Source organism: Kosakonia sacchari SP1, assembly GCF_000300455.3.
Lineage (GTDB): Bacteria > Pseudomonadota > Gammaproteobacteria > Enterobacterales > Enterobacteriaceae > Kosakonia > Kosakonia sacchari.
The window spans coordinates 4,404,633-4,429,953 of the sequence record NZ_CP007215.2 but is presented as its reverse complement, the minus strand read 5'-3'; the positions used below and the strand labels follow the sequence as shown (position 1 = coordinate 4,429,953).

Annotated in this window: 27 protein-coding genes, 1 tRNA gene and 1 pseudogene; 5 read left to right on the top strand and 24 right to left on the bottom strand. The window is 50.3% G+C overall.

Going from position 1 to position 25,321, the window contains the following annotated elements; translation table 11 throughout:
* Nucleotides 1–194 precede the first annotated feature (194 nt).
* Nucleotides 195–1,330 (top strand): IS3 family transposase gene (locus C813_RS43970; RefSeq protein WP_202969604.1). Its coding sequence is split into 2 segments (ribosomal slippage): nucleotides 195–441 and nucleotides 441–1,330, totalling 1,137 coding nucleotides; the frame shifts between segments, so codons are not numbered across the junction.
* A 35-nt stretch (nucleotides 1,331–1,365) separates the two neighbouring features.
* Here C813_RS43970 and C813_RS46635 read toward each other — a convergent pair.
* The 19 genes and pseudogenes from C813_RS46635 to C813_RS43890 all read right to left on the bottom strand — a co-directional run.
* A pseudogene (locus tag C813_RS46635) lies at nucleotides 1,366–2,082 on the bottom strand (IS30 family transposase); the annotation flags it as partial.
* A gap of 95 nt (nucleotides 2,083–2,177) precedes the next feature.
* Entirely contained in the window at nucleotides 2,178–2,915 is a 738-nt protein-coding gene (gene mobC / locus C813_RS43965; protein WP_017459226.1) for a MobC family replication-relaxation protein, read from the bottom strand.
* A complete protein-coding gene (locus tag C813_RS43960) occupies nucleotides 2,915–4,687 on the bottom strand; it encodes a type IV secretory system conjugative DNA transfer family protein (protein WP_017459225.1) in 1,773 nt (590 codons plus the stop codon). Before C813_RS43960 ends, mobC begins: the two co-directional genes overlap by 1 nt.
* A gap of 676 nt (nucleotides 4,688–5,363) precedes the next feature.
* The gene (locus C813_RS46630) at nucleotides 5,364–5,666 is read right to left on the bottom strand and encodes a TrbM/KikA/MpfK family conjugal transfer protein (protein ID WP_071957287.1); all 303 of its coding nucleotides are present in this window, start codon (nucleotides 5,664–5,666) and stop codon (nucleotides 5,364–5,366) included.
* Nucleotides 5,667–5,709: 43 nt separating this feature from the next.
* On the bottom strand, nucleotides 5,710–6,726 hold the full coding sequence (gene virB11, locus C813_RS43955) for a P-type DNA transfer ATPase VirB11 (RefSeq protein ID WP_017459224.1): 1,017 nt from the start codon (nucleotides 6,724–6,726) through the stop codon (nucleotides 5,710–5,712).
* Entirely contained in the window at nucleotides 6,716–7,900 is a 1,185-nt protein-coding gene (gene virB10 / locus C813_RS43950) for a VirB10/TraB/TrbI family type IV secretion system protein (RefSeq protein ID WP_017459223.1), read from the bottom strand. Before virB10 ends, virB11 begins: the two co-directional genes overlap by 11 nt.
* Nucleotides 7,897–8,787, bottom strand: a complete 891-nt coding sequence (virB9, locus tag C813_RS43945) for a P-type conjugative transfer protein VirB9 (RefSeq protein ID WP_017459222.1) — start codon at nucleotides 8,785–8,787, stop codon at nucleotides 7,897–7,899. Before virB9 ends, virB10 begins: the two co-directional genes overlap by 4 nt.
* Complete coding sequence (locus tag C813_RS43940) at nucleotides 8,787–9,470, bottom strand: virB8 family protein (protein ID WP_017459221.1); 684 nt, start codon at nucleotides 9,468–9,470, stop codon at nucleotides 8,787–8,789. The genes virB9 and C813_RS43940 overlap by 1 nt, the downstream gene beginning before the upstream one ends.
* Nucleotides 9,471–9,683: 213 nt before the next feature.
* Complete coding sequence (locus tag C813_RS43935) at nucleotides 9,684–10,691, bottom strand: type IV secretion system protein (protein ID WP_017459219.1); 1,008 nt, start codon at nucleotides 10,689–10,691, stop codon at nucleotides 9,684–9,686.
* An 11-nt stretch (nucleotides 10,692–10,702) separates the two neighbouring features.
* Nucleotides 10,703–10,927 (bottom strand): EexN family lipoprotein, encoded by a 225-nt coding sequence (locus tag C813_RS46625; RefSeq protein WP_071957299.1) that lies wholly within the window; start codon nucleotides 10,925–10,927, stop codon nucleotides 10,703–10,705.
* Between the two features lie 10 nt (nucleotides 10,928–10,937).
* Nucleotides 10,938–11,654, bottom strand: a complete 717-nt coding sequence (locus tag C813_RS43930; RefSeq protein WP_017459218.1) for a type IV secretion system protein — start codon at nucleotides 11,652–11,654, stop codon at nucleotides 10,938–10,940.
* Between the two features lie 22 nt (nucleotides 11,655–11,676).
* Complete coding sequence (locus tag C813_RS43925; protein ID WP_017459217.1) at nucleotides 11,677–14,424, bottom strand: VirB4 family type IV secretion/conjugal transfer ATPase; 2,748 nt, start codon at nucleotides 14,422–14,424, stop codon at nucleotides 11,677–11,679.
* A 9-nt stretch (nucleotides 14,425–14,433) separates the two neighbouring features.
* Entirely contained in the window at nucleotides 14,434–14,709 is a 276-nt protein-coding gene (locus C813_RS43920) for a TrbC/VirB2 family protein (protein ID WP_017459216.1), read from the bottom strand.
* Nucleotides 14,710–14,711: 2 nt separating this feature from the next.
* Nucleotides 14,712–15,350, bottom strand: coding sequence for a lytic transglycosylase domain-containing protein (locus C813_RS43915; RefSeq protein ID WP_017459215.1), 639 nt, complete (start codon nucleotides 15,348–15,350; stop codon nucleotides 14,712–14,714).
* A 380-nt stretch (nucleotides 15,351–15,730) separates the two neighbouring features.
* A complete protein-coding gene (locus C813_RS43910) occupies nucleotides 15,731–15,940 on the bottom strand; it encodes a TraR/DksA family transcriptional regulator (RefSeq protein WP_017459214.1) in 210 nt (69 codons plus the stop codon).
* On the bottom strand, nucleotides 15,930–16,514 hold the full coding sequence (locus tag C813_RS43905; protein WP_025263752.1) for a DUF2857 domain-containing protein: 585 nt from the start codon (nucleotides 16,512–16,514) through the stop codon (nucleotides 15,930–15,932). The genes C813_RS43910 and C813_RS43905 overlap by 11 nt, the downstream gene beginning before the upstream one ends.
* Before the next feature lie 16 nt (nucleotides 16,515–16,530).
* Nucleotides 16,531–16,725 carry an AlpA family transcriptional regulator gene (locus C813_RS43900; RefSeq protein WP_017459212.1) on the bottom strand — a complete coding sequence of 65 codons (195 nt, stop codon included), beginning with the start codon at nucleotides 16,723–16,725 and terminating at the stop codon, nucleotides 16,531–16,533.
* Nucleotides 16,726–16,866: 141 nt separating this feature from the next.
* On the bottom strand, nucleotides 16,867–17,790 hold the full coding sequence (locus C813_RS43895; protein ID WP_017459211.1) for a hypothetical protein: 924 nt from the start codon (nucleotides 17,788–17,790) through the stop codon (nucleotides 16,867–16,869).
* A gap of 304 nt (nucleotides 17,791–18,094) precedes the next feature.
* The gene (locus C813_RS43890; RefSeq protein WP_017459210.1) at nucleotides 18,095–18,433 is read right to left on the bottom strand and encodes a helix-turn-helix domain-containing protein; all 339 of its coding nucleotides are present in this window, start codon (nucleotides 18,431–18,433) and stop codon (nucleotides 18,095–18,097) included.
* A 127-nt stretch (nucleotides 18,434–18,560) separates the two neighbouring features.
* Between C813_RS43890 and C813_RS43885 the strand changes: the two genes are divergently transcribed.
* Both C813_RS43885 and C813_RS43880 read left to right on the top strand, forming a co-directional pair.
* On the top strand, nucleotides 18,561–18,896 hold the full coding sequence (locus tag C813_RS43885) for a helix-turn-helix domain-containing protein (RefSeq protein ID WP_017459209.1): 336 nt from the start codon (nucleotides 18,561–18,563) through the stop codon (nucleotides 18,894–18,896).
* Nucleotides 18,897–19,107: 211 nt separating this feature from the next.
* Complete coding sequence (locus C813_RS43880; protein WP_040016570.1) at nucleotides 19,108–19,401, top strand: helix-turn-helix domain-containing protein; 294 nt, start codon at nucleotides 19,108–19,110, stop codon at nucleotides 19,399–19,401.
* A gap of 54 nt (nucleotides 19,402–19,455) precedes the next feature.
* On the opposite strand, the gene C813_RS43875 is transcribed toward C813_RS43880, so the two are convergent.
* Together C813_RS43875 and C813_RS43870 are read right to left on the bottom strand one after the other, a co-directional pair.
* The gene (locus C813_RS43875; protein ID WP_017459207.1) at nucleotides 19,456–20,733 is read right to left on the bottom strand and encodes a tyrosine-type recombinase/integrase; all 1,278 of its coding nucleotides are present in this window, start codon (nucleotides 20,731–20,733) and stop codon (nucleotides 19,456–19,458) included.
* A 159-nt stretch (nucleotides 20,734–20,892) separates the two neighbouring features.
* Nucleotides 20,893–20,968 (bottom strand) — tRNA-Phe (locus C813_RS43870).
* A 183-nt stretch (nucleotides 20,969–21,151) separates the two neighbouring features.
* Here C813_RS43870 and C813_RS43865 point away from each other — a divergent pair.
* Together C813_RS43865 and C813_RS43860 are read left to right on the top strand one after the other, a co-directional pair.
* Entirely contained in the window at nucleotides 21,152–21,997 is an 846-nt protein-coding gene (locus tag C813_RS43865) for an AraC family transcriptional regulator (RefSeq protein ID WP_017459206.1), read from the top strand.
* 37 nt (nucleotides 21,998–22,034) lie between these two features.
* The gene (locus tag C813_RS43860; RefSeq protein ID WP_017459205.1) at nucleotides 22,035–22,640 is read left to right on the top strand and encodes a LysE family translocator; all 606 of its coding nucleotides are present in this window, start codon (nucleotides 22,035–22,037) and stop codon (nucleotides 22,638–22,640) included.
* Here C813_RS43860 and C813_RS43855 read toward each other — a convergent pair.
* The 3 genes from C813_RS43855 to cutA are packed head-to-tail and all read right to left on the bottom strand — an operon-like array spanning nucleotide 22,637 to nucleotide 25,250.
* Nucleotides 22,637–23,212 carry a transcriptional regulator gene (locus C813_RS43855; protein WP_017459204.1) on the bottom strand — a complete coding sequence of 192 codons (576 nt, stop codon included), beginning with the start codon at nucleotides 23,210–23,212 and terminating at the stop codon, nucleotides 22,637–22,639. The two genes, C813_RS43860 and C813_RS43855, sit on opposite strands and share 4 nt — an antisense overlap.
* 47 nt (nucleotides 23,213–23,259) lie before the next feature.
* Nucleotides 23,260–24,951 (bottom strand): protein-disulfide reductase DsbD, encoded by a 1,692-nt coding sequence (locus C813_RS43850; RefSeq protein WP_017459203.1) that lies wholly within the window; start codon nucleotides 24,949–24,951, stop codon nucleotides 23,260–23,262.
* On the bottom strand, nucleotides 24,927–25,250 hold the full coding sequence (cutA, locus tag C813_RS43845; protein ID WP_017459202.1) for a divalent cation tolerance protein CutA: 324 nt from the start codon (nucleotides 25,248–25,250) through the stop codon (nucleotides 24,927–24,929). The genes C813_RS43850 and cutA overlap by 25 nt, the downstream gene beginning before the upstream one ends.
* Nucleotides 25,251–25,321: the final 71 nt, after the last annotated feature.

Here is a 25,321-nt window from a genome sequence, read left to right as displayed (position 1 = left end):
CGTCATCAGTCTACCAAACAGTCGGAGTAGCGGCCATCCTGAAATGGCCAAGGTGGACTGACCCCGCCCCGGTAGACGATCCTGCCCTATAGTTTGGACTGACCCCGCCCCGGTAGACGATCCTGCCCTATAGTTTGGACTGACCCCGCCCCGGTAGACGATCCTGCCCTATAGTTTGAGCATAGGAGGAGCGTATGGGCACACCACGATTTACACCTGAATTTAAGGAAGAAGCCGTCCGTCAGATAACGGAACGCGGTTATTCCGTCGCCGAAGTTTCTGACCGGCTGGGCGTTTCAGCACACAGTCTCTATAAGTGGTTACGGGCTATTAAACCCGATAACAGCGAGCAGCATGCCCGTGATTTACTGGAAGCGAAAAGCGAGATCCTGAAGCTCAGGGCCCAACTGAAGCGCACTGAGGAAGAACGGGACATACTGAAAAAGGCCGCGCGGTACTTTGCAAGGGAGCCCGACTGAAGTACCGCTTTATCAATGAGCACCGCACTGTATGGGGTGTCATGACGATGTGTCGGGTGTTGTGCGTTGCCCGGGCCGGGTTTTATGCGTGGCTGCATAACCCGGTCTCCGCGCGGGATAAAGATAACCAGCGTCTGCTGACGCTTATCCGTGACTCCTATTCACTGAGCGGAGGCGTATACGGTTACCGCCGGGTTCATGGCGACCTGAACGAAATCGGGGAAATCTGCGGTAAAAATCGGGTGGGCCGTATTATGCAACTGAACCGGATTAAAGCCGTGCGCGGCTATAAAGCTCCGCGTCGTATCGCCGGCAGACCTTCAGTGGTTGCGCCTAATCGTGTGCAGCGGCAGTTTACCGTTGTCCGGGCCAATCAGGTCTGGGTAACCGACATTACCTATATCCGCACCTGGCAGGGCTGGTTATATCTGGCGGTGGTTATCGATCTCTTCGCCCGTAACGTGGTGGGCTGGTCGATGAAACCCACTCTCTCACGCGAACTGGCGCTGGATGCGCTCATGATGGCCGTGTGGCGACGAAAACCGGACGGCGAGGTTATCGTACACAGCGATCAGGGCAGCCAGTACGGCAGCGACGACTGGCAGCGCTTCTGCCGGGCCAATAACCTGGCCCCGAGCATGAGCCGGCGTGGCAACTGCTGGGATAATGCGGTAGCGGAGTCGTTCTTCAGTTCGCTGAAAAAAGAACGGATCAGAAAGCGCATCTATAAAACCCGGGATCTGGCCCGGGCCGATATCTTCGATTACATTGAAGTGTTCTACAACCGGGCCCGGCGCCACAGCCATCTCGGCGGCGTCAGTCCGGAGGCCTTTGAACAGGCCTCGTCGTGAGGACAGGAAATGTCTACTGTTGTGGGGTCAGTCCAACCTTCCCAGTGTCCTGGTATGGCTCTGTCAGCGGCTTCAGGTGGCCTTTCGCTGATAGAGATTGTATCCGGGATTGACCCTAAACCTTTCCCTTTAAGCGATGATGTTCTGGATCGACGCACGACTCTTCCGCTTCTGAGGCATTGCTGCAGTTCTTTTTTTAATGCACCCCGGGTTTGTATAAAAAGCGTTTTATAAATTGTTTCGTGTGACACATGCATTTCCTGATTATCGGGATAACAGCGTTTTAGCCAACCGGCGATTTGTTCCGGCGACCAGTCCTGATGCATCTTCTCTGCGATGATTTTACACAAAGTGGGGCTTTCGATTAGCTTGCAGGGTTTTGGTCTCAGGACACTTTCCCATGCAGTAGCATCCGCTTTTGCTGCACGATATTGTTTTGCACCTCCGTGCCTCTTGATCTCGCGGCTAATCGTTGAGGGAGCTCTTGATAATTTGGCAGCGATGTCCCTGATGCTGCGTTTTGCTACCAGCCCTCTGGATATCTCCTCTCTTTCATCAAGCGAAAGCGCTAACGGGTGCCGCTTTCGGACAGGGGGACGGTATCCACCAGTCTGGTGGATAGTGGGCATGATAGAAGAATGATATCTGTCGAACATTCTGGCGATATCATGCAGGGAATCACCTTGCTTATATCTGTCCCAGATAATCGCTTTCTGTTCTGGCGTGTAGTAAATGCGCGTTCTTCGTTTCATGGCAACGTCCCCCTTCGATTAAGGATAGCGTTGCATCGACCCGTTGAACTCACAGCTCTTAGCCGACAGCCAGGTAATAGCTCAACTTATGCATATTACCCCAGTCCCAATCGTTGTAATTCAGCGAGTGTGTAGATCCGAAACACATTACGATGCCGTTCCTCCAGCGGGATATGCAGACCATTAACAATGACATATTTAATACTGGCAAAAATCAGTTCCAGAGCGCGTTTTTTCTGGTCGTCCGGCACGATATAAAAAACGTAGATCCAGTGCTTACTGGTCCGGGCCAGTAAGTGGCTGGCGATGATTGACTGGTAGCGTGCCCGTGTTTTTAGGTTTCGCTCGGTTTCAATAGCGACGACTTTCCCGTCTGGCAGCGTGATTACCCCATCCGGGCGGTGTTTGGCCTGATAGCGTTGCAGGAAGGCAGGACGATCACCATTAACCCAGCCGTAAGCACCTTTTTTCTCAAGGGTGATCCGGGCTATCTGATTATCAAGATGATGTGCCAGTGTCCAACCGGTAATCCTGGAAGGTTCGAATCTCATCGGGAAAATGTCATCATCCGGGGTTAAAACAACAGCCAGCCCGTCATTTGTGATGCCCCATAATGAAATTTTCAGCGCCCGTGATGTCAGGATATGCTTTTGTATTAAACCCATCCTCTCGGTTTTCGACAGCAGTGTGTATAGCGACTTGTGATCTGCGAAACCGAAGAACAGCATCAGAGTTTTAAAGTCGCTGTAGGTCTCTTCTTTCAGGAAGTTCAGCAGCTTTCTTATCTTTTCGTTATTACGAGATTTGCGTTCGCTGCGTTTTGTGATGAGCATTACTCCTCCCGGAAGCCAGGCAAAGAGCTATCTTCTTCGTCGCTAAAATCCAGCGCCACTTTCACCGGAGTGGCAGAAGCGGTGATGTCAGAAGCAATGGTGTAAATCTCCAGTTCCCGTTTTTTGACCTTGATGGGGGAAATCAGAGAAGCTGAGGGAAGTGTTTTCGCTGTGAAGATAAAGCTGACGAAATCGGGCAGATTGAGGATCATATTGCTGTCGATAAAGAATCGTTCCGCCTGCCTGATTGTGCGTTCATTGTCGATAGTTTCGGTCAGCACGGCATTGGTTTTCGCTTTGCGGGCTTCATCATCGACTAATATGGTGCCGGACATTCTTGCTACCCATTCGGCGGTATCGGGATCCATAACGCGATAAACCAGTTTGAATTTAGCGTTTTCAACAACAGCCCCGATAACGGCATCCCCCTTCAAATCTGCCGGGCAGTCCTCTAAATCAGCAACGGATTGATGCGCCATGATGATATGTACGCCTTTATCCCGTGCAGCGCCTAACCCCTCCAGTGCGGGCTTTGACAGATGGTATTTCAGTTCATCAAGAAAAATAGCGATGGGGCGGGGGATATCATTCACCCGGTCGCGCCGTTCGGCTAACTGATAAAGTCGAACCAGCAACATTCGTTGAGCAGTAATAATTTTGCTGTTGCGCATCGAGCCAATGACGTAACAGCAACCACCTTCATCAAAGATCTGTTTAAGGGAAAATCCCTTTGGTGCGTTGATGGAATTTAATAATGCCAGCTCTTCAATCTTGCCGAAGAAAGCCTTAATACTCTCTGCAATCCCCTGGACATAATCGCCGTTATAAATATTGCGAACAGTCGAAGAGGGGGAGTAGCTGACGAATTGTGCTGCTATGCGAGCTGCCTTTCTGTCGTCAATGCGGTAAAAGTCGGACTCCTGGCCTTTTTCTGCCAGGCTGAACCCGGCAACAAAAAGTTCCTCCAGCTCATCCGGTGTAATATCCTCAATCAGGTTTAGCTGGTATTGCTGTTTTCGCAGGTCAATTAAAGCAAAAGGTTTCCCTGCATCCTCGCAAGCTTTACGGTAAATATGCGGTGCCCACTCATCATCTTTCGGGTCCAGAATAAATACACCTTCGCCAGCGAGAATACTTTGATAAAGTAATATGCCGGTAGCGACACCTTTACCGGCACCCGTAGTACCAATAATATCAGCGTGTTGTTTTTGCCAGTCTTTTAGTGGGAGATACATCGGTTGTTTTTCCCTGTCCATGCCGATAAAAATACCTTTATTCAGATCGATATAATCCAGTGGATCATAATGAATCGTTTCCGGTAGTAAGGTTTTTACCGTGCGCACATCGGTACGTAATTCCCGTTCAAGACTGGTCTTTTTGACTAATCGTTTCTTTATTTTGTCCAGTTCGGGAACTAATACCCGGCGCAAAATAATATGGAAAATGAAACCTGCTACGGTAAAGGCAATCAGCACTGACCATGCCTGAACGGGAGTACGAGTAACTATCCGGGCTTTATAAAGCCATTGAAAAAAATAGATTAGCGGAGGGGCCATTGTGCCAAACAGAAAACACAACATAGAAAAAGCGATTATCAGCTTTTTCCAGACTGGAGCTTTCTGACGTTCGTCGCTTTTCATTGATGCGAAAAACGGCATGGTCAGGCCAGATAATAACGCGAGCAACAGTTGATGCTGTTGCATAAACGCAATAAAGATCAGCGCGCCATTTACTATCGGCGATAGTGAAACGGCCAGCTTATTTAATATCATTTCGCCTCCTTCGTTGACGATTCGCCCCACGCTATCGCCCCACGTTATCGCCCCACGTTATGGGGCGATAACGTGGGGCGAAAGCATGAGGCAAACAGAGGTGGCCGCGTTGAGGCCATGTGCCGGGAGGTATACTTCCCGGCCCGAACGGCATGCGGCATTTCATGCGGGCTGGACGCCCTTATTACATACCGCAAGGGGATAATGTCGAGGTTGAACGCCACGCCAAAATCCCCAGGTTCAACGGCGGCACACCGTCGCGCGCTACGCGCGACCACCACCTTTAAGACGGTCGCTTTCGCCTTTTTCTTCTCGAGCTCGTTCCTCCCGACGTGAATAAAAGGGAAGCTGACCTTTAAAGGTGGTGGTCACGCCACGCTACCGGCTTCTGGCCGGAGACTTAGCCGCGACGGTGTGCGGGGCTTACGCCCCCCAAATAAACCGACGCGTGGGCGCGTCTTTTTGCTCGCCGGGGCGGCAAAATTTATTCGGCTCCCCCCGGTCTGCAAAATTCGCGTGGGCGCGAATGTTTGCAGATGGGTTCGGCGACGCAAATTAGCAATTTCTGCGAAATTGAATTTACTCGCCTCACACCACCTTTAATTTCTGCGGGCGCATAAATTAAAAGCCTGAAAACCCTAGTGTATTGCCATATTCATGATCAACTTTTTTATTATCAGCCGCGTATACGGCCAAATTGGCTGATTATCTGACTGATAATTACCGGGTCGGCTGATTTGCATTCAAGCAAAAAAGCTTCACGAGCATCTGCGGTATGATTGGGAAGGAAACCATATTTGTTCTTTTTTATAATCTTGAAGAAGGATTGTTCAGCCGAATGACATTCACTTTCTCCACTACTTCCGGTTACTTTACCATACATACATAAAACCACCTCACAGGCATCTGCTGCCATCGCCGATGATGAAAATAACGATATAACGCACGCCAGGAATGTGGATGACACTATCTTCTTCATATCAATCACCATTTTTTGAAATAGAGTCTTATCACTTGAGCGCTTATTTAAATGCCTCCTCCATTTTCCCCAAGTGCAGCGCTTTGAAATAAATATCACCGACCCGGCGAATATCACCGTGAATATCCACGCTGATGATAATGTCCACATTCTTGAGCACCTTACGTAACAGCACATCAAACGGGATATTTTTACAGTCCGGGTGTTCATAACAACGATCAATGATCCCTTCGATACATTCCATCGGGCTGCCCGCATGCATTGAAGTGATGAGTCCTTCATGACCGGAGCCAATGATCTTCAACGCGTCCCAGGCTTCCCGCCCGCGAATTTCCGCCAGTAGAATACGATCCGGGTTCATCCGGTAATTTGCGCGAATAAGCCTGCCAGGCGTCACAATGGCATCGGACCCGGCATCTGCTGGATAAAAAAGATGCACATAATTGGTGTGATGATAAAAACGAATTTCGGGGTTATCTTCGATAGTCGTCAGCCTGAGATGCTGCGGAATATAATGCAGCAGTGTTTTCATATAGGTGGTTTTTCCGGAGCCGGTTTCACCAACGATAAAGATTGTTTTGCCATATTCAACGGCCTTTTCAATAAAAGCGGGAATGTCTCCTCTGCGATAATATCGACTGAGTTCTTCGTCTTTGCTGCCGCCCCGTTCTTTGCCCGTTACCCGGTCGTAAAAACCAGCATCGATGTATGAATGGTGGGTTTTCTGCTCGAATAACGGGTTTCTCAGTGTGATAGAGACGGTATTGCGCTCACACGCCGGAGGGATAATTACCTGTACGCGTTCACCTGACTCTAATGTTGCCGAAAGAATTGGGGAAGTGTCATCAATGTTGTCATCACTCCACGAGGCCAGCGCTTTCGCAAAGGCATAGCACTGGTGTAGTGTCACCGGGGAATCATGCATCTGCCATCGCCCCTTAATTTTTATGTGGACTTCTCCAGGTCGATTGATCGCGATTTCCGTCAGGCCATCTAGCAAGAGAAACTCACCGAATAGCTGGTTCTTCATGAAATCCAGCGACAGGTTTTCAGCGCTCATACCACCTCTTTTGTAGCCGCAATTTCCAGACAGAGGAAAAATCGATATCCGTACCCGTAAGAATGCCAATCACATCTCCCTGATTCAGATACATGGTGGGCGGGATATCTATGCTGTTTTCCAACGTGGTCTTTGCCATTTCTGCCGTCGCCGCGCGGGTATTCTCGGTGTAATCGGTATCGCGATCTTTACCAGGTGCTGTATCCGCCACCGCTGCGGCGACGTCCTGGACGGTACTTAACATTAACGCGTTACCGAAGCGCTCCCAGAAATGAGTATCGATCCAGCCCGCAACACCAGCCTCACCGAGTGAACCGCTCGCCTCTGTATCAACCAGCGGGATTTGCAGGCTATTGGGTTCCGGTGTGCGCAATTCCGTCCAGACAACAAACATCCGGCTACGGCCATGCTGTAACGCCCCGGTACGGTAGAGACCTCTGGCGACCGTACCCGCCGGAAGCAATTTCACATGGCCGCTGGCGCTGTAAACATCCTCACTGACGAGGCAGGAAATGCGCCCGCCAACGTCAGAAACAAACCGCTGCATCATTGAGCACGGAATATAATGATCAACCGGAAGATAGAGATCAGGATCAAGGCCAAGCCGCCTGACACCGGTAATTTTCGCCACACCGGGATTTTCTTCAGTGGTTGCATCACTGTCTGGTGGTTCACCAGGCGGGGTGTTGCCAGGCCGCTCGCTTTGTGAAGCCTCATGCCCTGCATCGGAAACATTCTCTGAATTGTCGGCGAGCGCTGCCGCCTTATTTAAAACGGGTTCCGGGGTACTTTGAGGCTGGAGATTCTCAGCGGCAACGTCCGGCTTTTCCTCACCAAACAGGCCGAACGGATTGTTGTCCATGCCAAGATTTTTGCGCTCCTGCTGTGCTGTACCGCCAGAGCGCGGGGCGGTTTCCATTTCCTCACTATCGCCTTGCTTTACTATCCCAAGCAGACGATCACCGGCAAATGCCAGGGCGATCAATACACCCAGACTTAGCAGACTGACGATGAGTGTCCGGTGCCCGGATGCTTTTCGAAAGCGCGTCACTTCTGGCTGACCTGGCACAATACCGGGTGTCGGGTCCTGCGCCGCCATTGTAGAGCGGGCGCGTTCACGCGCTTCGCCCTCCAGTTCCGCCATGGTTTTTTCCGGAATAGACTTGTCTGTCATTTGGCCTCCAGCGTGACGGCTGGGGAAATGGTGTCGCCACTGGTGATTATGGCTTTCCCGAATGCCGCGTTCTCAATGCCGACAACGGCGTTGCCATAGCGCAACACCAGCAGGGGCGATGATGCACGTACCACCATTACGATGTAGTTACTCTGTCTGGTAATGCGGGGAGTTATTGTGTGTTCCTGGCCGTTAACAACCGGAAAGACAGAGGGAAGGATTTTGCCGGGCGAGAAACCGAGATAAATAAAGCGGCCATCGTCATAAGCAAAGTCTGGTGCGATAGAGTCAGATCCCCCAGCGACCCGTTTGTTGTAGCGCCAGTTGCGTGGCGTACTGGCGCGTTTGAATGCCGCCGCTGTCCGTTGTTTTTCCTGTGCTTCGCGCTGCAATTTCAGGTTGGCCGCTCTGGCTTCTGCTGAACGCTGGCGTTCATCATCTGGGTAGCGATAACGGATAATGAATGCCTGCGATGGGGAATCATTATCCAGCACATTCAATTCCAGGCTGTAATCACGCTTAGACGTCATAACAAACAAGTTTGTCTTCCAGTCTTTCGCTGTAGGCAAGAATATTCTATTGACGTTATTACCGCGTTTATCAGTGACTGGCTGGTTAACAGGGTTTGGGCTGATACCAATACGGTTGCCATTTTTGATGACGGTCCAACCCTTCTGGAAACCCGCCAGGGCGTCAATAACCGCTTCATCCTCAGCAAACAACAGCGTGGTGACGTACCCGGGCCTGGCATTAACGATGGTGGTGTTCTGGTTGTTGTAATCGATAGTCTGCATCCGGCTGTCATACGTGCTGCCGCGCGGTATGGCTGCACCCCAGGTTATGGATGACGTTGCAAAAAGGCAGAGGATAAGTATTTTTTTCAGCATTATTCACTCCTCAGTTCTTTATCACGCTGGTAGCTGGTCACGACAAAGCCAAGCGGATTCACTTCACGCTGGCTTTCTGTCAGTTGTTTGCGTGGTAGATAGCGGTAGGTCAGGCGGATATTCCAGAAGTCGGTTTTGACAGAATTATCCGCAATGCGGCGGATGGTGCGTTTAATACGTAATGTTGCCAGGTTATCGGGAGTGGTTGCGCTTGCGTGGACGTTGGAAATAATGTCAATTTGCACGACATATTCCGCTTTATTAAAAATGACATCGGGTGCCTGGTCACTGTTGAACCAGTCGAGATAATCCTTATTAACCCCCTCGCTGCTGTATAACTGGACATCGTTATAATCCCGCTGGAGAGCAAAATAGTTGTAATTCTCACGCAGACTGACGTAATGCGCCGCGAAGGCGTGAGCCAGTGCATTCTGCGCAGAAATATCCTGCTCTTTGACGCGCGTCATATACTCATAGCGACCGGTCTGTTTATCCACTGACCACAGCTCAATATCGGTCGTTTTTAGCGGTAGCAGAATAATCAGCGCGGTAATCGCTATCGCGGCCAGCATAAAGCCGACCGTTGCCATCAACCATGCCGCCTTTTTTTCCCGTTTATCTTTATCCAGCAAGACAGATTCAAAAGTCCGGGATGAGGCGATGAGTTTTTCCGTTTCAGTCATGTTTTGTCAGCTCCTGAATAATGGCGGGAGAATTGATGGGTTGAAGATCACCGGAAACCGCCGGGAGGTCGTGTTGAAACTGTGCGCAACCTGAAAGGATGCACAGCATGAGGAAAACAATGCTGAATTTCATGGAAAGCCTTTATTTCTGAGATGTGGGAAGCTGTACCGGGAGGGCACGGCATCAGGTGATAAAGATGAGTCGGAAAGAGGTTAGCGGTGGCGCTGTTGGTTAAAGCGCTTCATGCTTTCGATGGATGCGGTGCGTTTTTGCCATGCCGATGTTGCTGTGTGGGGATGTGCATTCATGGATCGGGTGCTTTCTGTTGCCGCAGCCCTTGTTGTGTCGCTTCGAATACCTGGTATACCGGTTGTCTTTTTCACCAGTGTCTTCAGACCACTCACTGTAGCGCCCTGCAATGCCATTTGAACGGAAGCCGCTCCCAGTTCGCTGGCAATTTTTGCTGAGAACCAGATGATAACGCCTGAAATGACGCCCGCAACACAGCACTGAACACCCAGCGTAATGATGTTGGCGCTGTCAGCAAAATTAACCGCTTTATCTAATATGCCATTGAGATAATTAATGGCGATCCTTATGGATAATGCCGAAAACATTATTGTCAGGATCACCGTAAAAATAACTTTCAGCCAGTTATTAAACATTGAAAGCAGGAAGCCATATAACAAGCAGAAAATAAATAACGGCGCGGTTGTGGTCATTAATACAATGATGATTTCCGCTAACAGATTTACCGCAGAACCGAATAGTAGCGTGACTATTGCACCTACCCAGACAAGGAGTTGTGCAAAACCGCCATTGAGTTTGACATAAGTAGAGTCATCCTGTTGATAGAGTTTTTGCCCAATTGTTTGTGCCTTCGCCCAGACTGTATCCAGCAAAGTCCAGACATTATCAGCACCGCTGACACCATCTTTTAACCCGTTGATTGCTGATATAGCTAAATCCAGCCAACCATTAAGGTTTAAAACAAACGTCATAATTAACAGCATCCGACCGACATCCCACATAACATCTTCAACAGGCGTTTGCAGTTTCCCGGCCAGGGTTTGATAGCCACGATAAGTGATGAATAGAGTGAAGGAACTGACGGCGATGACGCTTATCATATTGCCGTACACAGAGGCTTGCCCGCGTAGTACGGCATGTAAACCGTCAGTGATAGTGTTGTTCATGCCAACAAACATACCACCTGACATAGAGTACCTCTTTAATTCAAATCGGGAACCGGTGCGCTTGCCTGGCTGAGTTCAAATCGTGCTTCTCGCGCATTTTTGCAATCCTGCGAATCCTCACCGGATAATTCACACTCCTTATATTTAGTGCTCAATTCATCCTGATGGGATTTATACCATTGTGTTGATTTTGGGCTGTCACATGCCGCCAGAAAAAATAAGCCTGATATAATCGGTAAAATATAAAGTGATGGTCTCATGATTTCCCTCTCAACCATTAAAGTCAGAAACAGGTGCTGTGAGCTGTTGTTCATTGAATGCTTTTTGCCGCTGCTGGGTTAGCAGGGCTGAACGTTGTTCTGCTTGTTTGACCGACATTTCCCACTGGCTTGTAAGGACATTCAATTGCACGCTTTTGGCTGCAACAGTATTAGCCAGATCCTGTGATTCTTTGGCGTCTTTCGCGTTAGCTATGCGATCAGCTAAACCCTCGATGTCATTCAGTGTACTATTAATTTTGTCCTGCACGTCATTGGTATTCTCAATCGAAATAGCTTGGTTGAGTACGATTTGCTTGCAACTTTCCAGATAACGCTGCGAGGAATTTCCCTGATTACAGATGTCAAAGTTTTTATATTTATTATATAAATGTTGAAGCTCAGAAGAATAAGAGCCACTTGTGTTGGTCAGTAGGTCATCCAGCGAAATTCCATTCTTTCGAAGATCATCAATATCATTTTTCAGGCTTTTGGCGTCTTGTAGAAAATTTTGCACATCCCGCACGCCCGTCGCCGTGGCTAATTGTTTTTTATAAGCGTCGAGCTGGCTTTTATAGTGAGTGACCGTTTCCTTCCACTGCTGGAGTTCCTCAATCCACTGCTTAATAGATTCGGCATTTCCAACCGCATCAAATACCGGGATCCCGGCGCTCATCGCCTGGGTGGAAAAAAATAGCGACAACGCCAGAAAAATCGTTCTGGTCTGCATGGTTATTACCTCAGGGGGAGTATCAGATTGCTTGTTGCAGGAATGTGTCTTTCCATTCAGCAGGTTGCATGCCATCGTGATAGATAGTGTCAAAGATTTTCAGGTTATCTTCATTGCCGCTCAGAAGTTTGGTGATGTTGCCGAGACCTGATAAGTCCATTTTCGCCATTGCGACAAACGGGCGAGTTTCACCCGCGCGTAACGGTGTTTTGAGAATGAGCATATAACGCTCGCCCGGGTCCAGTTTTCTGACAAGTTCATAAACACTCTCCGGCACTTTCATTTTCTCGACGTAATCGGCATAGCTGGCTTTGGGGTTAGCGAGGAAAATTTGCGTGCTGCACTGCTCTATAATCGCCGGGGCGATGGGGTGCCTGACGATTTCATCTGGTGACTGTGTGGCTGGAATGAAGATGCCGTTAAGTTTGCGGATCACCTTGAGCATATTGAGAGAGAATTTAGAAAACTCAATATCAGCCAGCCATTTCCAGAATTCATCCATGAACATCACCAGGCGGCGACCATCCAGCAAGCTGGTCACGCGGTACAACAAATAAAAAGTGATGGGGCCGCGTATGTCGTCATCATCAAGGAACTCCGTGCCATCAATGCCGAAATTATCAATATCGTTGATGTTAAACGTGTCCTCTTCGTTATCGAAAACCCAGCCGAATTCACCTCCCCGTGCCCATTGCTTGAGGCGGATACGCAACCCGTTTGCCCGCGCTTCTTTCGTCGGCGGTTCCGGCAAAACCTCCAGCAACCGGGTAATGCCATAGCGCCGATATTCTGACGGATAGTCCAGCATAATGGTGTCAACAGCGGTGCTGATACGCTCTTCGTCGCGAGGATCAAGCGGCTTACCGTTGCGGCTGCACAGCATGCGGATCAGCCGCTTGATAAAGTTGATATTGCGCCGGGTTGGAGCCAGTGAAAACGGGTTAAATCCGGTAGGTGTGCCAGTACGGATGCGGAAATAACGCCCGCCCATCTGGCGAATCGACATCTCTGCGGCCCGGTCTTTATCAAAGTAGACAGTGGTCAGGCGCTTAATTATGGCCGAGTCAGAGAACGTCTCTGGATTACGGTACTTCTGCATAAGTTGCTTCATCATCGTCATCAGCAGAGTCTTCCCGGAACCTGTTTTACCAATGATCGCCGTATTACCTGGTGTCTTCTCGTTGAATTCATCTCGTCCGGACTGGCTGTCATGCAAGTTCAGATAATAAGCGCCACCGCCAGATGATTTCATGATGGCAATGGCTTCACCCCAGGGATTACCACTGCGTTTATGCGAGTGGAAATTATGCAAGCCTGCCATATCTGCATAGTTCTGACTGCTTATCGCCACTAACCGGGGGCGCAGCGTATACACGCCGGGAAGCTGGGCCAGATAAGCGGCGGGCAGGGATAATGTTGACAGGGTCGTCATGATCCCGAGATCGCTAAAAGGTTGTGCAAGTGCGTTGGTCTCTTTTACCACCTGCCCGGCGCTTGTCGATGATACCAGCAGCGAAAAATGGTATTTGCCGCAAGATACATGCCCGGACTGAAGCAAGTCGCGCAATACAATCAGCTCTTCACGTTGCGAAATGGCGTCATCAGCCGTTGAACTTAGCCGCTTTTCCGCCAGCCGGATATGATTTTGCGCCTCATCCCTCGCCATGCAGGTGAATGACTGCGTCAGCACGTATTCGCTTTCAGCATAGAGCAATGCATCCAGCAGCCCGGTATAGGTTTCCGGCGAGTAATCTTTAATTTCCAGGCTGCGGAAGAATCGGGAGCCTTCAACGGTCTGGCATTCAGCCGTGTCGGTAGTAAAAAAGAGATCCGCCGTGCCGAGAGTTGTGTAAAACGGCGCGTGAGTGACTGCCACATTCTGCCATTTGCCGGTTATCAAGCGATGGTAGAAAGCCAGTTGTGAGGAGTAAACACGACTCTCGCCCTCATAAGCGCCCAGCGGTGTAGCCATATAGCGCGACAACGCCGTATTCAGTGCTTCATGGTATTCCAGCATCACCTTTAGAGCATCATCCAGTGATGTTTTCCTCTCCCCGGGAGATTGTGCTTGCAAGGCTTTTTTCTCCAGTGCAGAGAACGGCGCATAGCAGACGGTGAAAAACAGCCGGTGTCGCCAGAGCGGCTTCTCCTTTAGCGGCTGGTAATAGCGCCTCGCGACCTCGTCAGCAAAGGGAATGCCGGAGTTGGCAGCAAATGCATCCTGATATTTCTCCCGGATGCGGTGGATATAGAATGTGACTGGCAACCCTTCATATGAACGAATAACGTTATTGAGATGCGTCACCATCAACGTCAGGTGATGTTCATCCTCGCACTCAAAAACGGTGCCGCCCAGTTCCCAGGTTGCGACCAAATCGCCATGGCGATTTCTTATCACGTTAGGATGGATGTGTGAGGAGTACGGAATGTATTTATCCAGCGTGATGCGCTCGTTTAATTTCATCTTGTTGATAAACTCCGAAACATTAACGGCGTCATAATGGTTTGCCAGAATGGCGTTTGCGCCGAAATGTTTATTGGTGATGGCGCGGCCACGAGTCTTAAAGGCCAGCCACAGCAGAGCAAAATAATGAATATCTGTTCTGGCTTTTGATTTCATTTCTATCCAGGCCGGAATCAACAGTAATGCCAGGTAATAGCTGATATAGACCGACAGCAGGACGATGACCCCACTTACGATAACGAACGGTACTAGGGGGATCCCCATAATGGCGGCGGGTCGTGTCAGTGCTTTGTTCAGGGTTGCCATTGATTCCCCCTATGCGGCCAAGTAGGCGCCAAATCCGGATGCCCCCGCTATCAGGATGGCCCCGATAATAACGTTGCGTATATCGCTCAGGCTCTTGCCGTCGAACAACACTTTGTAACCTATCCACATGGTCGCCAGCGTGATAGTGATTCCTGCCAATCCCAGCAGGCCAGCGGAGGTATAAGCCAGTGTTGCGCTGGCTTTACTAAATCCACTTTCAGCCGCCATGGTCTGGAAGGACAGAAGAAAGAAAATAACGGCAGATCTGTATCTGAGCGTGTGCATAGTTATTTCTCCTCATAACTGAAATCGCCGCGAATGACGATGTTGGGATATTGTGCGGATGGCAAAACAGGTGGGTATTTATTGGTAAGGTCACCGCGCAATATTGCCGCTGGATACTGAATAACCGCAGTATCGCGCTTGAGCTCTTCGTGTGTTGACGGGACAACATAACCAATACGCTGGACGTAGCTGGTCTGCTTAAAAGCAGTTTCCGGTTGCTGGCCGGATTTAAAATTGCCGGAGTAGTAGCAACTGAGCGCTCTTTTCAGCGAACCGCCCCGGCGGTAGCAGTCGGTGAGAATGCGCTCAAAGACTGACAGATTGACACAGGGATTAAACAGCTCCTCGGCTGTCACGCCGTAATGCCGGAAATTGGTACTGGTTATTTGCATCAATCCGACCGAATAGCGGCGACCATTTGCCGCTATTCTTTTGGTTATGTTGATCGCCGCTTCCCGGCTGGTGGGCTGATGAGAAATAACGCCTGGACTTCCGGGCGCTCTCTCTTTTTGCGGCAAAATTTCAGCGATGGCATAAGGGTTAAACCCGGATTCCACGCTTGCAATATCATAGGCAGTGGATGGATGAATGCTGGCGGCGCATTGCGTTGCCGCAGCAAGAAAGGCTGTGGAGGAAAGCATAGTAACCTCAGGCTGAAAGGCTGAAAAACGACAGTAGAGTAATAAACAAACACATCCCAATTCTGCATTCCGGTTTTAACGGGTCAGCGAGAACATTCAGCGGCACCCTGAATTGTGGTTACGTGATAGCCCGGTTCATCTTATTAAAGAGCAATACTCGACCCGGACGAATAATCGTCCATAGCGGTAACCAGTGAGGCTGGCGTGAGCAGAATGCTGTATTTAATTTCGGGTAGAAATAATGAAATCAAACTAAAAATTAAATAAATAAAGTCACCGGGCTGAATTTTTATTTAACTCTTGCACAAAGCTGGGCTGAATTTTTGCGATTAATAAAAAATACAGAGAGATAATCCCTCTGTATAAATGTCTTCTAAGTCTTAGCGTTTTTTACGTTCAATAAAGGCCTGGCATTCTGTACATGTTGTCACTCCTGGTAGTGTTTCTCGCCGTTTCTCAGGAATAGGGTTACCACAGAGGCGGCAGTAGTGTAATGAGGGTGTTGCGCCGGGTTTGAAACGGCTTTGTTCAATCATCTCCTCCAGGCGTTGTTCGTTAAATTCCTGATCCCGGTCGATCTCATCTTGCATGCAATGTCCTCCTGTCTGGTGTTTTCTTTTCCCAAAGCGTGATGCGGTTCCAGATGGCGGTAAGCGAAGGTTTGTTCTCCTGGGGTGCAAAGGATTCGGCTATTTGCATCATTGCTTCCAGCGCATCTGGTGATTCGATATTTTGGGGACGATTCTTTTTCCATCGTTGCCAGATTTCTGTATCTGTTTCTTCATCCGGGATAGGTGTTCGCCCATGGGGGATTGTTATTCCCAGTAACCGGCGGCGAGTGCAAACTTCATTAGAGGTGAGGCCAAAAAAATGGTTTAAGAGCGCAATTGAGCCTCCCAGTTTAATAGCCCTGTCCATTTGCTGCTGACGTTGTATTTCCTGTCGGGACATCTCCAGGATCTGTTGTAAAACATCGTGGCGGATGGTCACTGCCATAAATTGCGCTGATGCGCGGCTGATGATAAACAGTTCATCGAGAGAGAGCTGGTTAAGGGTATTCAGTTCATCAAAGGTGAAGCCTAATGTTTCGCAGTCGTGAAAATTACCTTCCTTCAGTGCGTGCAACGCCCCGGTTAAAACGGCGTAATTTAGTGAGGAGATCATCATTCTTCTCTCGTCTTCAACGCGTTAAGCGGTCGGCTAATTTGAGATTGATCCATTCGTCAATTTCAGACTCCAGCCACGCCACGCTTGCAGGACCAATTTTGATTGAGTTGGGAAAGGTACCTTCTTTCATATACAGATAGATTTGTGAACGTTTCAGACCCGTTTTTTCTTCAACACTTTTCAAACGTAATAATTGATGAGTTGCCATTAAATCCTCCAGTGCAGAAATGGAATGTGCCCGGAGATAACAAAAAAACACACTGGAGGAGGGACTAAAAGAAGATAAGCCCTTAATACGGACGCAACGATCCTTAATACGGGTTTTTAGATTGAATGATGTAGCGCTATTTTATTTCTTCGCAGATATAGATGCTGGTGAACCGCGCTCAAGTGCCGTTTTAAGTGTATCGCCGCTGAGCCTGTCCATGATGCCTTCATCCGATGCCCATTGCTCAAAAATAGACAGCAACTTATAAGGCTGCTTTATTAATGGGCTGATAACGTCGTTATTTTTGCAGGCCAGCCAAAACAGTCGGGATAACGGTGTGGATACACGAGTGGAAGCCAGGCGTGGGCTGGCGCTTTTAACCGGTATATTGATTAATTTTTCAAGCTCTGCATACCTGATGACAAAGCAGGCGTCGCGCGGTAGATCGTAAACGGGGAAGTATTCTTTATGGCAGGCCTTGTTTGTGGGCAGTTGTGGAAGCTGTTCAGATATGCAGGAAATGGCATTTTCCGGTAGTCGCATGATTTGTTGGTTCACTCTTTCCTGCCATGTCACTTTCTCGAAGACCTGGAAAAAATGACCACCGAGACTGACCGTAACGCCATAATTAGTGTGGTTTTCACTAATGACAGGCGGGGCAATTCCCAGAGAAATGGCGAGTAAGCGTTGAACCAGGACATATTCATAACCGATCAGTGGTGTATCAATAATCCGTTGTGCGGGGTAAATATAACGTCCCTCGGTGCTGAAAATTAAATTCCGTTCGTTAAGAAAACAGTTTTTCTCAAGAATACAGAACTGATCAATGAGTGAGCTGTTCAGCGGGTGAAGTTTGATCTTTACAGTTGATGTCTGTATTTTTCTGACTATTATCGGTGACTGAAAATAGATTGAGAGCCTGATATTTCCATATAAAGCGTGGCGGTAAATATCACTGTCAGTTAAATTTGTGTCTTTTATATTATTTGCTATAGCAATTGCTTCTTGTATCGTTATCCATTTTAGTTTGTCGCTCATGGCGTTCAAAGCCCTGGTATTTAGCATGGTTATATCCTTTTTTACTATGCTGATTTCACGAAGGGACATTTTCTGAATGAACCCATGGCGTATATATCAAATGGAAAGCAAGAATGATAAATGGATTAATCAAAATTCATTTTTGTGATTTTTTGGGAGGTGGCGATTTCATCAAAAATCAACGGTGAGATGTACCAAGCATGTGACTAAGCGGGTTTACAGGCAGTATCACATGAATTGAGCAACATAAGTGGCAAATTTATAAGACAGCTATATCAATTGGTCCGGCATTATTCCCGGACCAATTGATGATACAGCAGGTTGGAAAAGATTAGGCGTCAGGGTTTGTGTTTACCTGATTGTCAGAATTTGAACTTTGTAGAGGTGTGTTTTCAACCTCTGTGTTTTTATGGCGGGTCATACGCGGAATTTCCTGACCTTGCGAATCGAAATAGCGACTCGGCCAGATCTCGCTGGCTGGCACTCCTATAGCTTCTGCGATAAGGCGTTCACCTCTGGGCCATGGTCTGGTCAGCGCATTTGCAAGGGTTGATGATGAAAGGCCTGCCGCCCGTGATACGGCTGCCATCGAGGTATTGCGTTTACGAAGGGCTGCAATGATGTCGGCATGGTGCCAGTTCTCTCGCTGAACGTTCTGTTCATTACTCATACTATCTCCTTCATCCAATTAAAAACTTACTCCTTTAAATGAAGTTTAACTTCATTTTGGTTTAAAAAACAACCAAAAATAAAGTTTAAATTTATCAGGGAAAGAAATAATTCAAGAGAAACGGATCATGAACGGTGATAATCAGCCTGTGTCGATTAGTAGTGTGGGTAACGCCGTGATTGGTAAGCGATTGAGACTGGCCCGAGTAGACAAGGGGTTAAAGCAAATTGAGCTTGGCTGCCTTGCAGGTTTAGACGAAGAAACCGCGAGCTCACGTGTGAGCCAATACGAGAGGGAAGTCAGTGCGCCCGATTTTGCGCTGGTCCGCCGTTTCGCTGCGGTCCTGGATGTGCCAGAAGCCTACTTCTACGCTGTGGATGACGATCTGGCGACCTTAATCTTGCAGTATCACCGCTTCAAAAAAGCGAATCCTAACTCCACTCTGCTTATCACGCCGCAGTGAGAGCGGCTCATGGCAAGCTGTTCATGTTCCATCATTCATGTTTTTTTTCCCGGATTAAATCATTAATTTATCCAATAAATCATGTCTCCATTTTTGCTTTATAAATGACTAAAAATAAATTTTTAATTTATTTATCAAAGAACTGCTTTAAGAGGCGTGTATCCCGAAAGGTGATAATCGGCTAATGTTAGCCAGGGATGCGGGTAATACCATGATTGGTAAACGATTAAGATTAGCCAGAGTGAACGCAGGATTGAAGCAGGCAGAGCTGGGTTGCCTTGCTGGACTGGATGAGGAGACGGCGAGTTCTCGTGTCAGCCAGTATGAAAGAGAGGTGAGCGGGCCGGACTTTGGGCTGGTCTGCCGGTTCGCTAAAGTGTTGGATGTACCTGAAGCCTATTTCTATGCAGTGGATGATGATCTCGCAACGTTAATTTTGCAGTATCACCGTTTCAAGAAAAACCATCCTCACTCAACGTTAGTGATCACTCCCCAGCAGCACTAAAACACGACTTACAAAAAGCAGACCCTATTTATCAGGATCTGCTTTTTCAGGGCATTACCGAGCGGAGTATTCTTGCTGTTTTATGCGGCGCGCATAAATATACGGTGCAATATACCCCTCCCGGCAGGCATCCAGATAATCTGACCACCACTGCATCATCTCAATTCGGGCTTCCAGATGTTTCGCCTTGTGGATATACGCTGCCCTTACGCCGTTGCGTTCCTGGTGGCTCATCTGACGCTCTATAGCATCTTCAGACCACAGTTCGGTTTCATTCAGCGCACTACAGGCCATTGTTCTGAAGCCGTGACCGCAGATTTCTTTTTTAGTGTCGTAGCCAATGGTACGCAGTGCCTTGTTGATGGTGTTTTCACTCATCGGTTTGTCCACAGACCGCGCACCCGGGAAAACAAACACTGAGTCGCCACTAAGAATTTTGATTTGTTTCAACAGTACGACTGCCTGATGTGACAACGGCACCAGATGCTCATCCTGCATTTTTGCGCCGCGCTCTGAGAACCTGACACCCTTTACAGCCTTACGCCGTGGTGGAACCGTCCATATATGCTCTTTTAGATTGAATTCATCCCACCGGGCGAGTCGTAACTCACTGGAGCGCAGGAAGACATACAGATTCAGCTCCAGCGCCAGGCGGGTCAGTAATCGACCCTTGTAGTTATTGATGCTCTCCAGCAGTTCTGGAAGGCGTTGTAGTGGCAATGCGGGGAGATGTCGTATTACTACCGAAGCCACAATACCATTCAGGTCGAGAGCCGGGTTGTATTTAATGAACCCTTGTTGCACTGCGAAGCGCATTATTTTAGTCAGATACTGGCGTATTCTTCCGGCGACATCATGAACGCCCTGGTTATCGACGGACTTAATTAATTGCGCCAGATGCCGGGTTTCTATCTGCGCAATATCCATTACGGCGATGTCATCAGAGAACACATAGCGCTTCAAACAGGAAAGAATTTTATCGGCGTGCGCCACAGACCAGAGTATAAGGCTGCTGGTATGCCATGCTGTGGCGATGTGCATAAAGGTGCGGTTCTGTTCAACGGAATTTTTTTCTGTCTTGCGTGGCAGGGAAGGGCTAATGCCGGACGCCAGCAACTTACGCGCTGCATCTCGCTTTTCGCGGGCTTCAGACAATGTAGTTTGAGGCCAGGGACCAAAGGCCAGACGGCTTTCTCTACCACCAAAGCGATAACGGAAATACCATAATTTTGCGCCGCTGGTGGATACTGTCAGATACAGGCCGAGCGCATCAGTGAGTTTGTAAGTTTTAACGAGAGGTTTTGCTGAGCGGATTTTTGAATCAGTTAACATAAGGGGTCACTCCGTTCGTCGAACTGAATGACCCGCAATCTGACCCATTTTTTTCCGGATACTGAGGGATAAATCAAAACGTATCGGAAAGACTTTTTACCCTAACTTATTGAATCACAACAACATAGAGATTCATAAGGAAGCATAAAAAAAGAAAAGTGGTGCCCGGACTCGGAATCGAACCAAGGACACGGGGATTTTCAATCCCCTGCTCTACCGACTGAGCTATCCGGGCAACGGGGCGCATTAAACCTTAATCGTCTTAAGGCGTCAACTTTATTTCCTTCAATTCTATCCAGTTGCTCAACTTTGCGGCAATCTGAGCAATTGCACGGCACAAATCGACCCTTGCACAAATCTTCCAGACTTTTACCTTAAGGAGATGAATGCTACTTTCCGGTGGCACGCTGGAGGCGATATGGCGAAAGACTGGCTGGAACTGCGGCAACATGCGGACACGGGAATTGAAACCATCCGCGCCCATTTTGAAGGGCACGCGTACGATCCGCACTGGCACGACAGCTACCTGGTGGGCATTACGCTTTCCGGGACGCAGCAATTTCACTGCCGGCGGGAGCGCCATCGCAGTACGCCGGGCGATGCCTTTTTGCTGGAACCGGGTGAAATCCATGACGGCGACGCACCGGTTGAAGGCGGCTTTACCTATCTGACCTTTTATCTTGATGACCACTGGCTCAGTGACACGTTACGCGGCCTGTATGAATCGGTGCCGTCCAGCTATTCACTGCATTTTTCCCACACTATCGCCAGGGAGCCACAACTGATCCGCGCGATTGCACACACCTTTTACGCCCTGCACAGCGAAGAGATGCGCATCGTCCAGCAAAGCGCCATGGATGGGCTGCTCAGCCAGCTTACGCACCACTGCCAGTGGCGCAAACGGCTGCCGTCGCAATTACAAAGCACAGCCATTGCTCACCGTGCGCGTGATTATCTGCATGCGCACATTGGCGACAACGTTGGCCTTTCGGATCTGGCGCGGGAAACGGGAACCGATCGCTTTACGCTGACACGCTGCTTTAAACGCGAGTTCCACTTAAGCCCGCACGCCTGGCTGATCCAACTTCGGCTGGCCACCGCACGTTCGCAACTGGCGAAAGGGGAGACGCCAGCAGACGTTGCTGCCGCGCTGGGATTTGCCGATCAAAGCCATCTTGGACGCTGGTTCCAGCGTGCGTACCGCCTCTCGCCCGCGCACTACCGCAGGTTGTGCACAAATCTTCCAGACGACGACGGCAAATAACGCGACAGTCTAAGGCTCATTAATAAGGAGCCTGCCTGTGAACCTGTTTTATAGCTATCTGCCGTTTTTACTCTTCGCTTTTGTGGCGTCGATTACGCCTGGCCCAACCAACATTTTGATCCTGACCAGCAGCCAGCGCTTTGGCATCAAAGCGACGTTGCCTGCGGTGGTGAGCGCCTGCGTGGCGGCCAGCCTGATTGTGTTTATTTCCGGAGCGGGCGCAGGTGAAGTGTTGCGCAGTTATCCGCTGGTGCGTGAGGTAATGAGCTGGGCGGGGGCGTTGTGGTTAAGCTGGCTGAGCTGGCAATTATTTGCCGCGCCCGCGGCCGATTTGCAGGGCGAAGCGCAGCGACCGTTTAGCGGTCGTGCGGCGGCGATGCTGCAACTGATTAACCCGAAAACCTGGATGATGGCGCTGGCGGTGGTAAGCCTGTTTGCCCCGCACGGCGCGTATCCGCTACGCGAGGTGTCGTTGCTGTCGCTGTGGTTTTTGCTGATCTCACTGCTATGCCTGAGCGCGTGGACGTTGCTCGGTAAGGCGGTCAACCGGCTGTTTCGCACCACCACATCGCTGCTCTGGTTTCAGCGAGTGATGGCACTGTGCCTGTTGCTCTCCGCGTGGGCGGGGTTTCTGGGCGCTTAGGTCAGCGCGCCGCCCTGGCGGCAGCGGGCAAAACGCAGAATATCTTCCGCCAGCCGCTGGGCCGTATCAACATCGGCCTGGCTGCGGTTAACCAGCATCCTGCTCAGACAACCCTCCAGCACCAGCTCCATCTGCTTCGCCACCATCGCCGGGTCGTCCACTTCTAACTGCGTCAGCAACTGATGGGTGAAATCATGCGCGTCGCGCTTTTGCTGATCCGCAAGCTGGTGGATCGGGTGCGCCGGGTCCGGGAAGAAGGTGCAGGCGGCAATAAACAAGCAACCCGGATAGCGGTTATTGCTCACGCACTCAGTGAGCGCGCCGTAGCGCGCCAGCAGTTTTTGCTCATTGCTGAGCGTTTCGTCTAACAGCAGTTGCCTGCGCCAGACATCCACCTGCTGGCTGAGATAACGTAGCGCGTCATACAGCAGCGCCTCTTTGTCTGGCCAGAAACGGCGGAACTCATCGATGGGATAGTCGATGCGCTCGGCAACCATTTCAAGAGTGGTGTCCGCAATCCCTCTTAATTCAAGTAATTGCAAAGTTTGACTCAAAACGTCTTCGCGTTGCACGGTGATATCCTCCGTTATCTGAAGCTCATTTCCCCACAAAGTGTTGTTTACGGGGCGCGATTGCGCAAATGCGCGGCGAATGCGGCGGCGTCCATAAACCCGGTCACCCGGGCTGCCGGTTGCTCATGGCCTTGCGCGTCGAAAAACAGAATCGTTGGCAGACCCAGCACATTGAGATGGCGTAGCAGCGCGGCGTCCTGCGCGTTGTTGGCCGTTACGTTGGCCTGCAATAACACGGTATCTTTCAGCGCAGCCTGTACGCGGGCATCGCTAAAGGTGTACTTCTCAAATTCTTTACACGCTACGCACCAGTCTGCGTAGAGATCCAGCATCACCGGGCGGCCGTTGGCCTGCGCCAGCGCCTGGTTCAGGTCGTCGACGGTCGAAACAGGCGTGAAGGCCAGCGGCGAGTGCGTCTGCGCGGTAGGGTCACCAAACGCCCAATCCTGTAACGGACGCGCGCAGACCAGCGCCGCGCCGAGAAGCGCGATTTGCAGCACGCGGACAAACGCACGCTTCGCGCCAAGGCTGGTGATAAATGCCCAGCCGAAAAACGCCACGCCGAGCAGCGACCACAGCCGCAGCCCCCACGTTTCACCGAGCACGCGCTCCAGCAGAAAGACCGGCAGGGCGAGGATCACAAAGCCAAACGCGGTTTTGACCTGCTCCATCCACGGCCCGCTTTTTGGCAGCAGACGGTTGCCAAACACAGTCACGAGGATCAGCGGCAAACCCATGCCCAGCGCGTAAAGATAGAGCGTACCGCCGCCGAGCCACAGGTTACCGCTTTGCGCAATATAGAGCAGGATCGCGCTTAACGGCGCGGTGGTGCAGGGCGAACAAATCAGCCCGGCTATCGCGCCCATGGCAAACACCCCGCCCACGGAGCCGCCCTGCTGGCGATTGCTCCACAGGGTCAAGCGGGTTTGCAGCGCAGAAGGAAGTTGTAAGGTAAACAGGCCGAACATCGACAGCGCCAGCAGCGTGAACAGTGCCGACAAGCCAATCAGCACGTACGGGTGTTGCAGCGCCGCCTGGAATGATAACCCTGCTGCCGCAACGACCAGCCCCAGCGCCGTATAGGTAAGCGCCATCCCTTGCACGTAGATAAACGCCAGCAGCAGCGCGCGTGGTGTGGCAAGACGCTGTTTTCCGCCAAGCACAATACCGGAAATCAGCGGGTACATTGGCAACACGCACGGCGTAAAGGCGATACCAATGCCGATCAACAGCGCCCACAGGGCAGAGAAGGGGAGCGGGCTTGCGGTGGTTTCCTGCGTTGCGGCTGGTGGCGCATTTACTGGCGTAGCCGTTGCGACTTCCATCAGCGGCACCACTTTGGTTTCCGGCGGATAACAGAACCCGGCATCGGCGCAGCCCTGGTAAGTGACGGTCAGCGTCGCGCCTTTTGCCGCCGCGTTGATATCGAGCGGCAGGTTCAGCCGTTTACGGTAGATTTCCGTTTTGCCGTAGAACTCATCTTCATGCATCTCCCCTTTTGGCAGCGTTAACACGCCAAGGGTTGCTTGCGCCGGGGTGACGCGAATTTGCTGGCGATAAAGGTAGTAACCCTCTTTCACCTGCCAGTTGAGCGTTAAATCATGCTGATGCTGCTGAAAATCAAAGGTAAACGCCTGGTCGGCGGGCACAAAACTGGAGCGACCGGGCGCGTCGAATAAGCCCGCAAAGGCGGATGTGCTGCACAGCAGCAGGATCAGCGTAAAGATGCGTTGAGCCATGAGAGGTAATCGTAATCTCCGTGAGTGACGGGTAAAGCCAGTAATTCCGGGGTCTGGTAAGGATGGTGCGCTTTGATGCTGGCGAAGAGATCTTCGAGATGTGCGACGTCAGTTTTAAGCAGCAGTTGCACTTCATACTCTTGTTCGAGTTTGCCTTCCCAGTAATAGAGCGAAGTCGCGCCCGGCAAAATAGTGACACAGGCAGCGAGTTTATCTGCCAGCACTTTGGCCGCCAGATCCTGGGCGGTGGCTTCATCCGGGGCAGTGCAGAGTACAACAACGGCGTCAGGCGTGTTCATCGTCAACCTCGTAAGCGCGAAAGCAACGACTATACCACGCGAAGTGAGAGGATCGGGCCGCCGGGCGACCC

Excerpts from the sequence above, each read along its gene's own strand:
- mobC (WP_017459226.1), bottom strand. The coding sequence starts at position 2,915 with ATGCTCATCACAAAACGCAGCGAACGCAAATCTCGTAATAACGAAAAG.
- C813_RS43960 (WP_017459225.1), bottom strand. The coding sequence starts at position 4,687 with ATGATATTAAATAAGCTGGCCGTTTCACTATCGCCGATAGTAAATGGC.
- C813_RS46630 (WP_071957287.1), bottom strand. The coding sequence starts at position 5,666 with ATGAAGAAGATAGTGTCATCCACATTCCTGGCGTGCGTTATATCGTTA.
- virB11 (WP_017459224.1), bottom strand. The coding sequence starts at position 6,726 with ATGAGCGCTGAAAACCTGTCGCTGGATTTCATGAAGAACCAGCTATTC.
- virB10 (WP_017459223.1), bottom strand. The coding sequence starts at position 7,900 with ATGACAGACAAGTCTATTCCGGAAAAAACCATGGCGGAACTGGAGGGC.
- virB9 (WP_017459222.1), bottom strand. The coding sequence starts at position 8,787 with ATGCTGAAAAAAATACTTATCCTCTGCCTTTTTGCAACGTCATCCATA.
- C813_RS43940 (WP_017459221.1), bottom strand. The coding sequence starts at position 9,470 with ATGACTGAAACGGAAAAACTCATCGCCTCATCCCGGACTTTTGAATCT.
- C813_RS43935 (WP_017459219.1), bottom strand. The coding sequence starts at position 10,691 with ATGTCAGGTGGTATGTTTGTTGGCATGAACAACACTATCACTGACGGT.
- C813_RS46625 (WP_071957299.1), bottom strand. The coding sequence starts at position 10,927 with ATGAGACCATCACTTTATATTTTACCGATTATATCAGGCTTATTTTTT.
- C813_RS43930 (WP_017459218.1), bottom strand. The coding sequence starts at position 11,654 with ATGCAGACCAGAACGATTTTTCTGGCGTTGTCGCTATTTTTTTCCACC.
- C813_RS43925 (WP_017459217.1), bottom strand. The coding sequence starts at position 14,424 with ATGGCAACCCTGAACAAAGCACTGACACGACCCGCCGCCATTATGGGG.
- C813_RS43920 (WP_017459216.1), bottom strand. The coding sequence starts at position 14,709 with ATGCACACGCTCAGATACAGATCTGCCGTTATTTTCTTTCTTCTGTCC.
- C813_RS43915 (WP_017459215.1), bottom strand. The coding sequence starts at position 15,350 with ATGCTTTCCTCCACAGCCTTTCTTGCTGCGGCAACGCAATGCGCCGCC.
- C813_RS43910 (WP_017459214.1), bottom strand. The coding sequence starts at position 15,940 with ATGCAAGATGAGATCGACCGGGATCAGGAATTTAACGAACAACGCCTG.
- C813_RS43905 (WP_025263752.1), bottom strand. The coding sequence starts at position 16,514 with ATGATCTCCTCACTAAATTACGCCGTTTTAACCGGGGCGTTGCACGCA.
- C813_RS43900 (WP_017459212.1), bottom strand. The coding sequence starts at position 16,725 with ATGGCAACTCATCAATTATTACGTTTGAAAAGTGTTGAAGAAAAAACG.
- C813_RS43895 (WP_017459211.1), bottom strand. The coding sequence starts at position 17,790 with ATGCTAAATACCAGGGCTTTGAACGCCATGAGCGACAAACTAAAATGG.
- C813_RS43890 (WP_017459210.1), bottom strand. The coding sequence starts at position 18,433 with ATGAGTAATGAACAGAACGTTCAGCGAGAGAACTGGCACCATGCCGAC.
- C813_RS43885 (WP_017459209.1), top strand. The coding sequence starts at position 18,561 with ATGAACGGTGATAATCAGCCTGTGTCGATTAGTAGTGTGGGTAACGCC.
- C813_RS43880 (WP_040016570.1), top strand. The coding sequence starts at position 19,108 with ATGATTGGTAAACGATTAAGATTAGCCAGAGTGAACGCAGGATTGAAG.
- C813_RS43875 (WP_017459207.1), bottom strand. The coding sequence starts at position 20,733 with ATGTTAACTGATTCAAAAATCCGCTCAGCAAAACCTCTCGTTAAAACT.
- C813_RS43865 (WP_017459206.1), top strand. The coding sequence starts at position 21,152 with ATGGCGAAAGACTGGCTGGAACTGCGGCAACATGCGGACACGGGAATT.
- C813_RS43850 (WP_017459203.1), bottom strand. The coding sequence starts at position 24,951 with ATGGCTCAACGCATCTTTACGCTGATCCTGCTGCTGTGCAGCACATCC.
- cutA (WP_017459202.1), bottom strand. The coding sequence starts at position 25,250 with ATGAACACGCCTGACGCCGTTGTTGTACTCTGCACTGCCCCGGATGAA.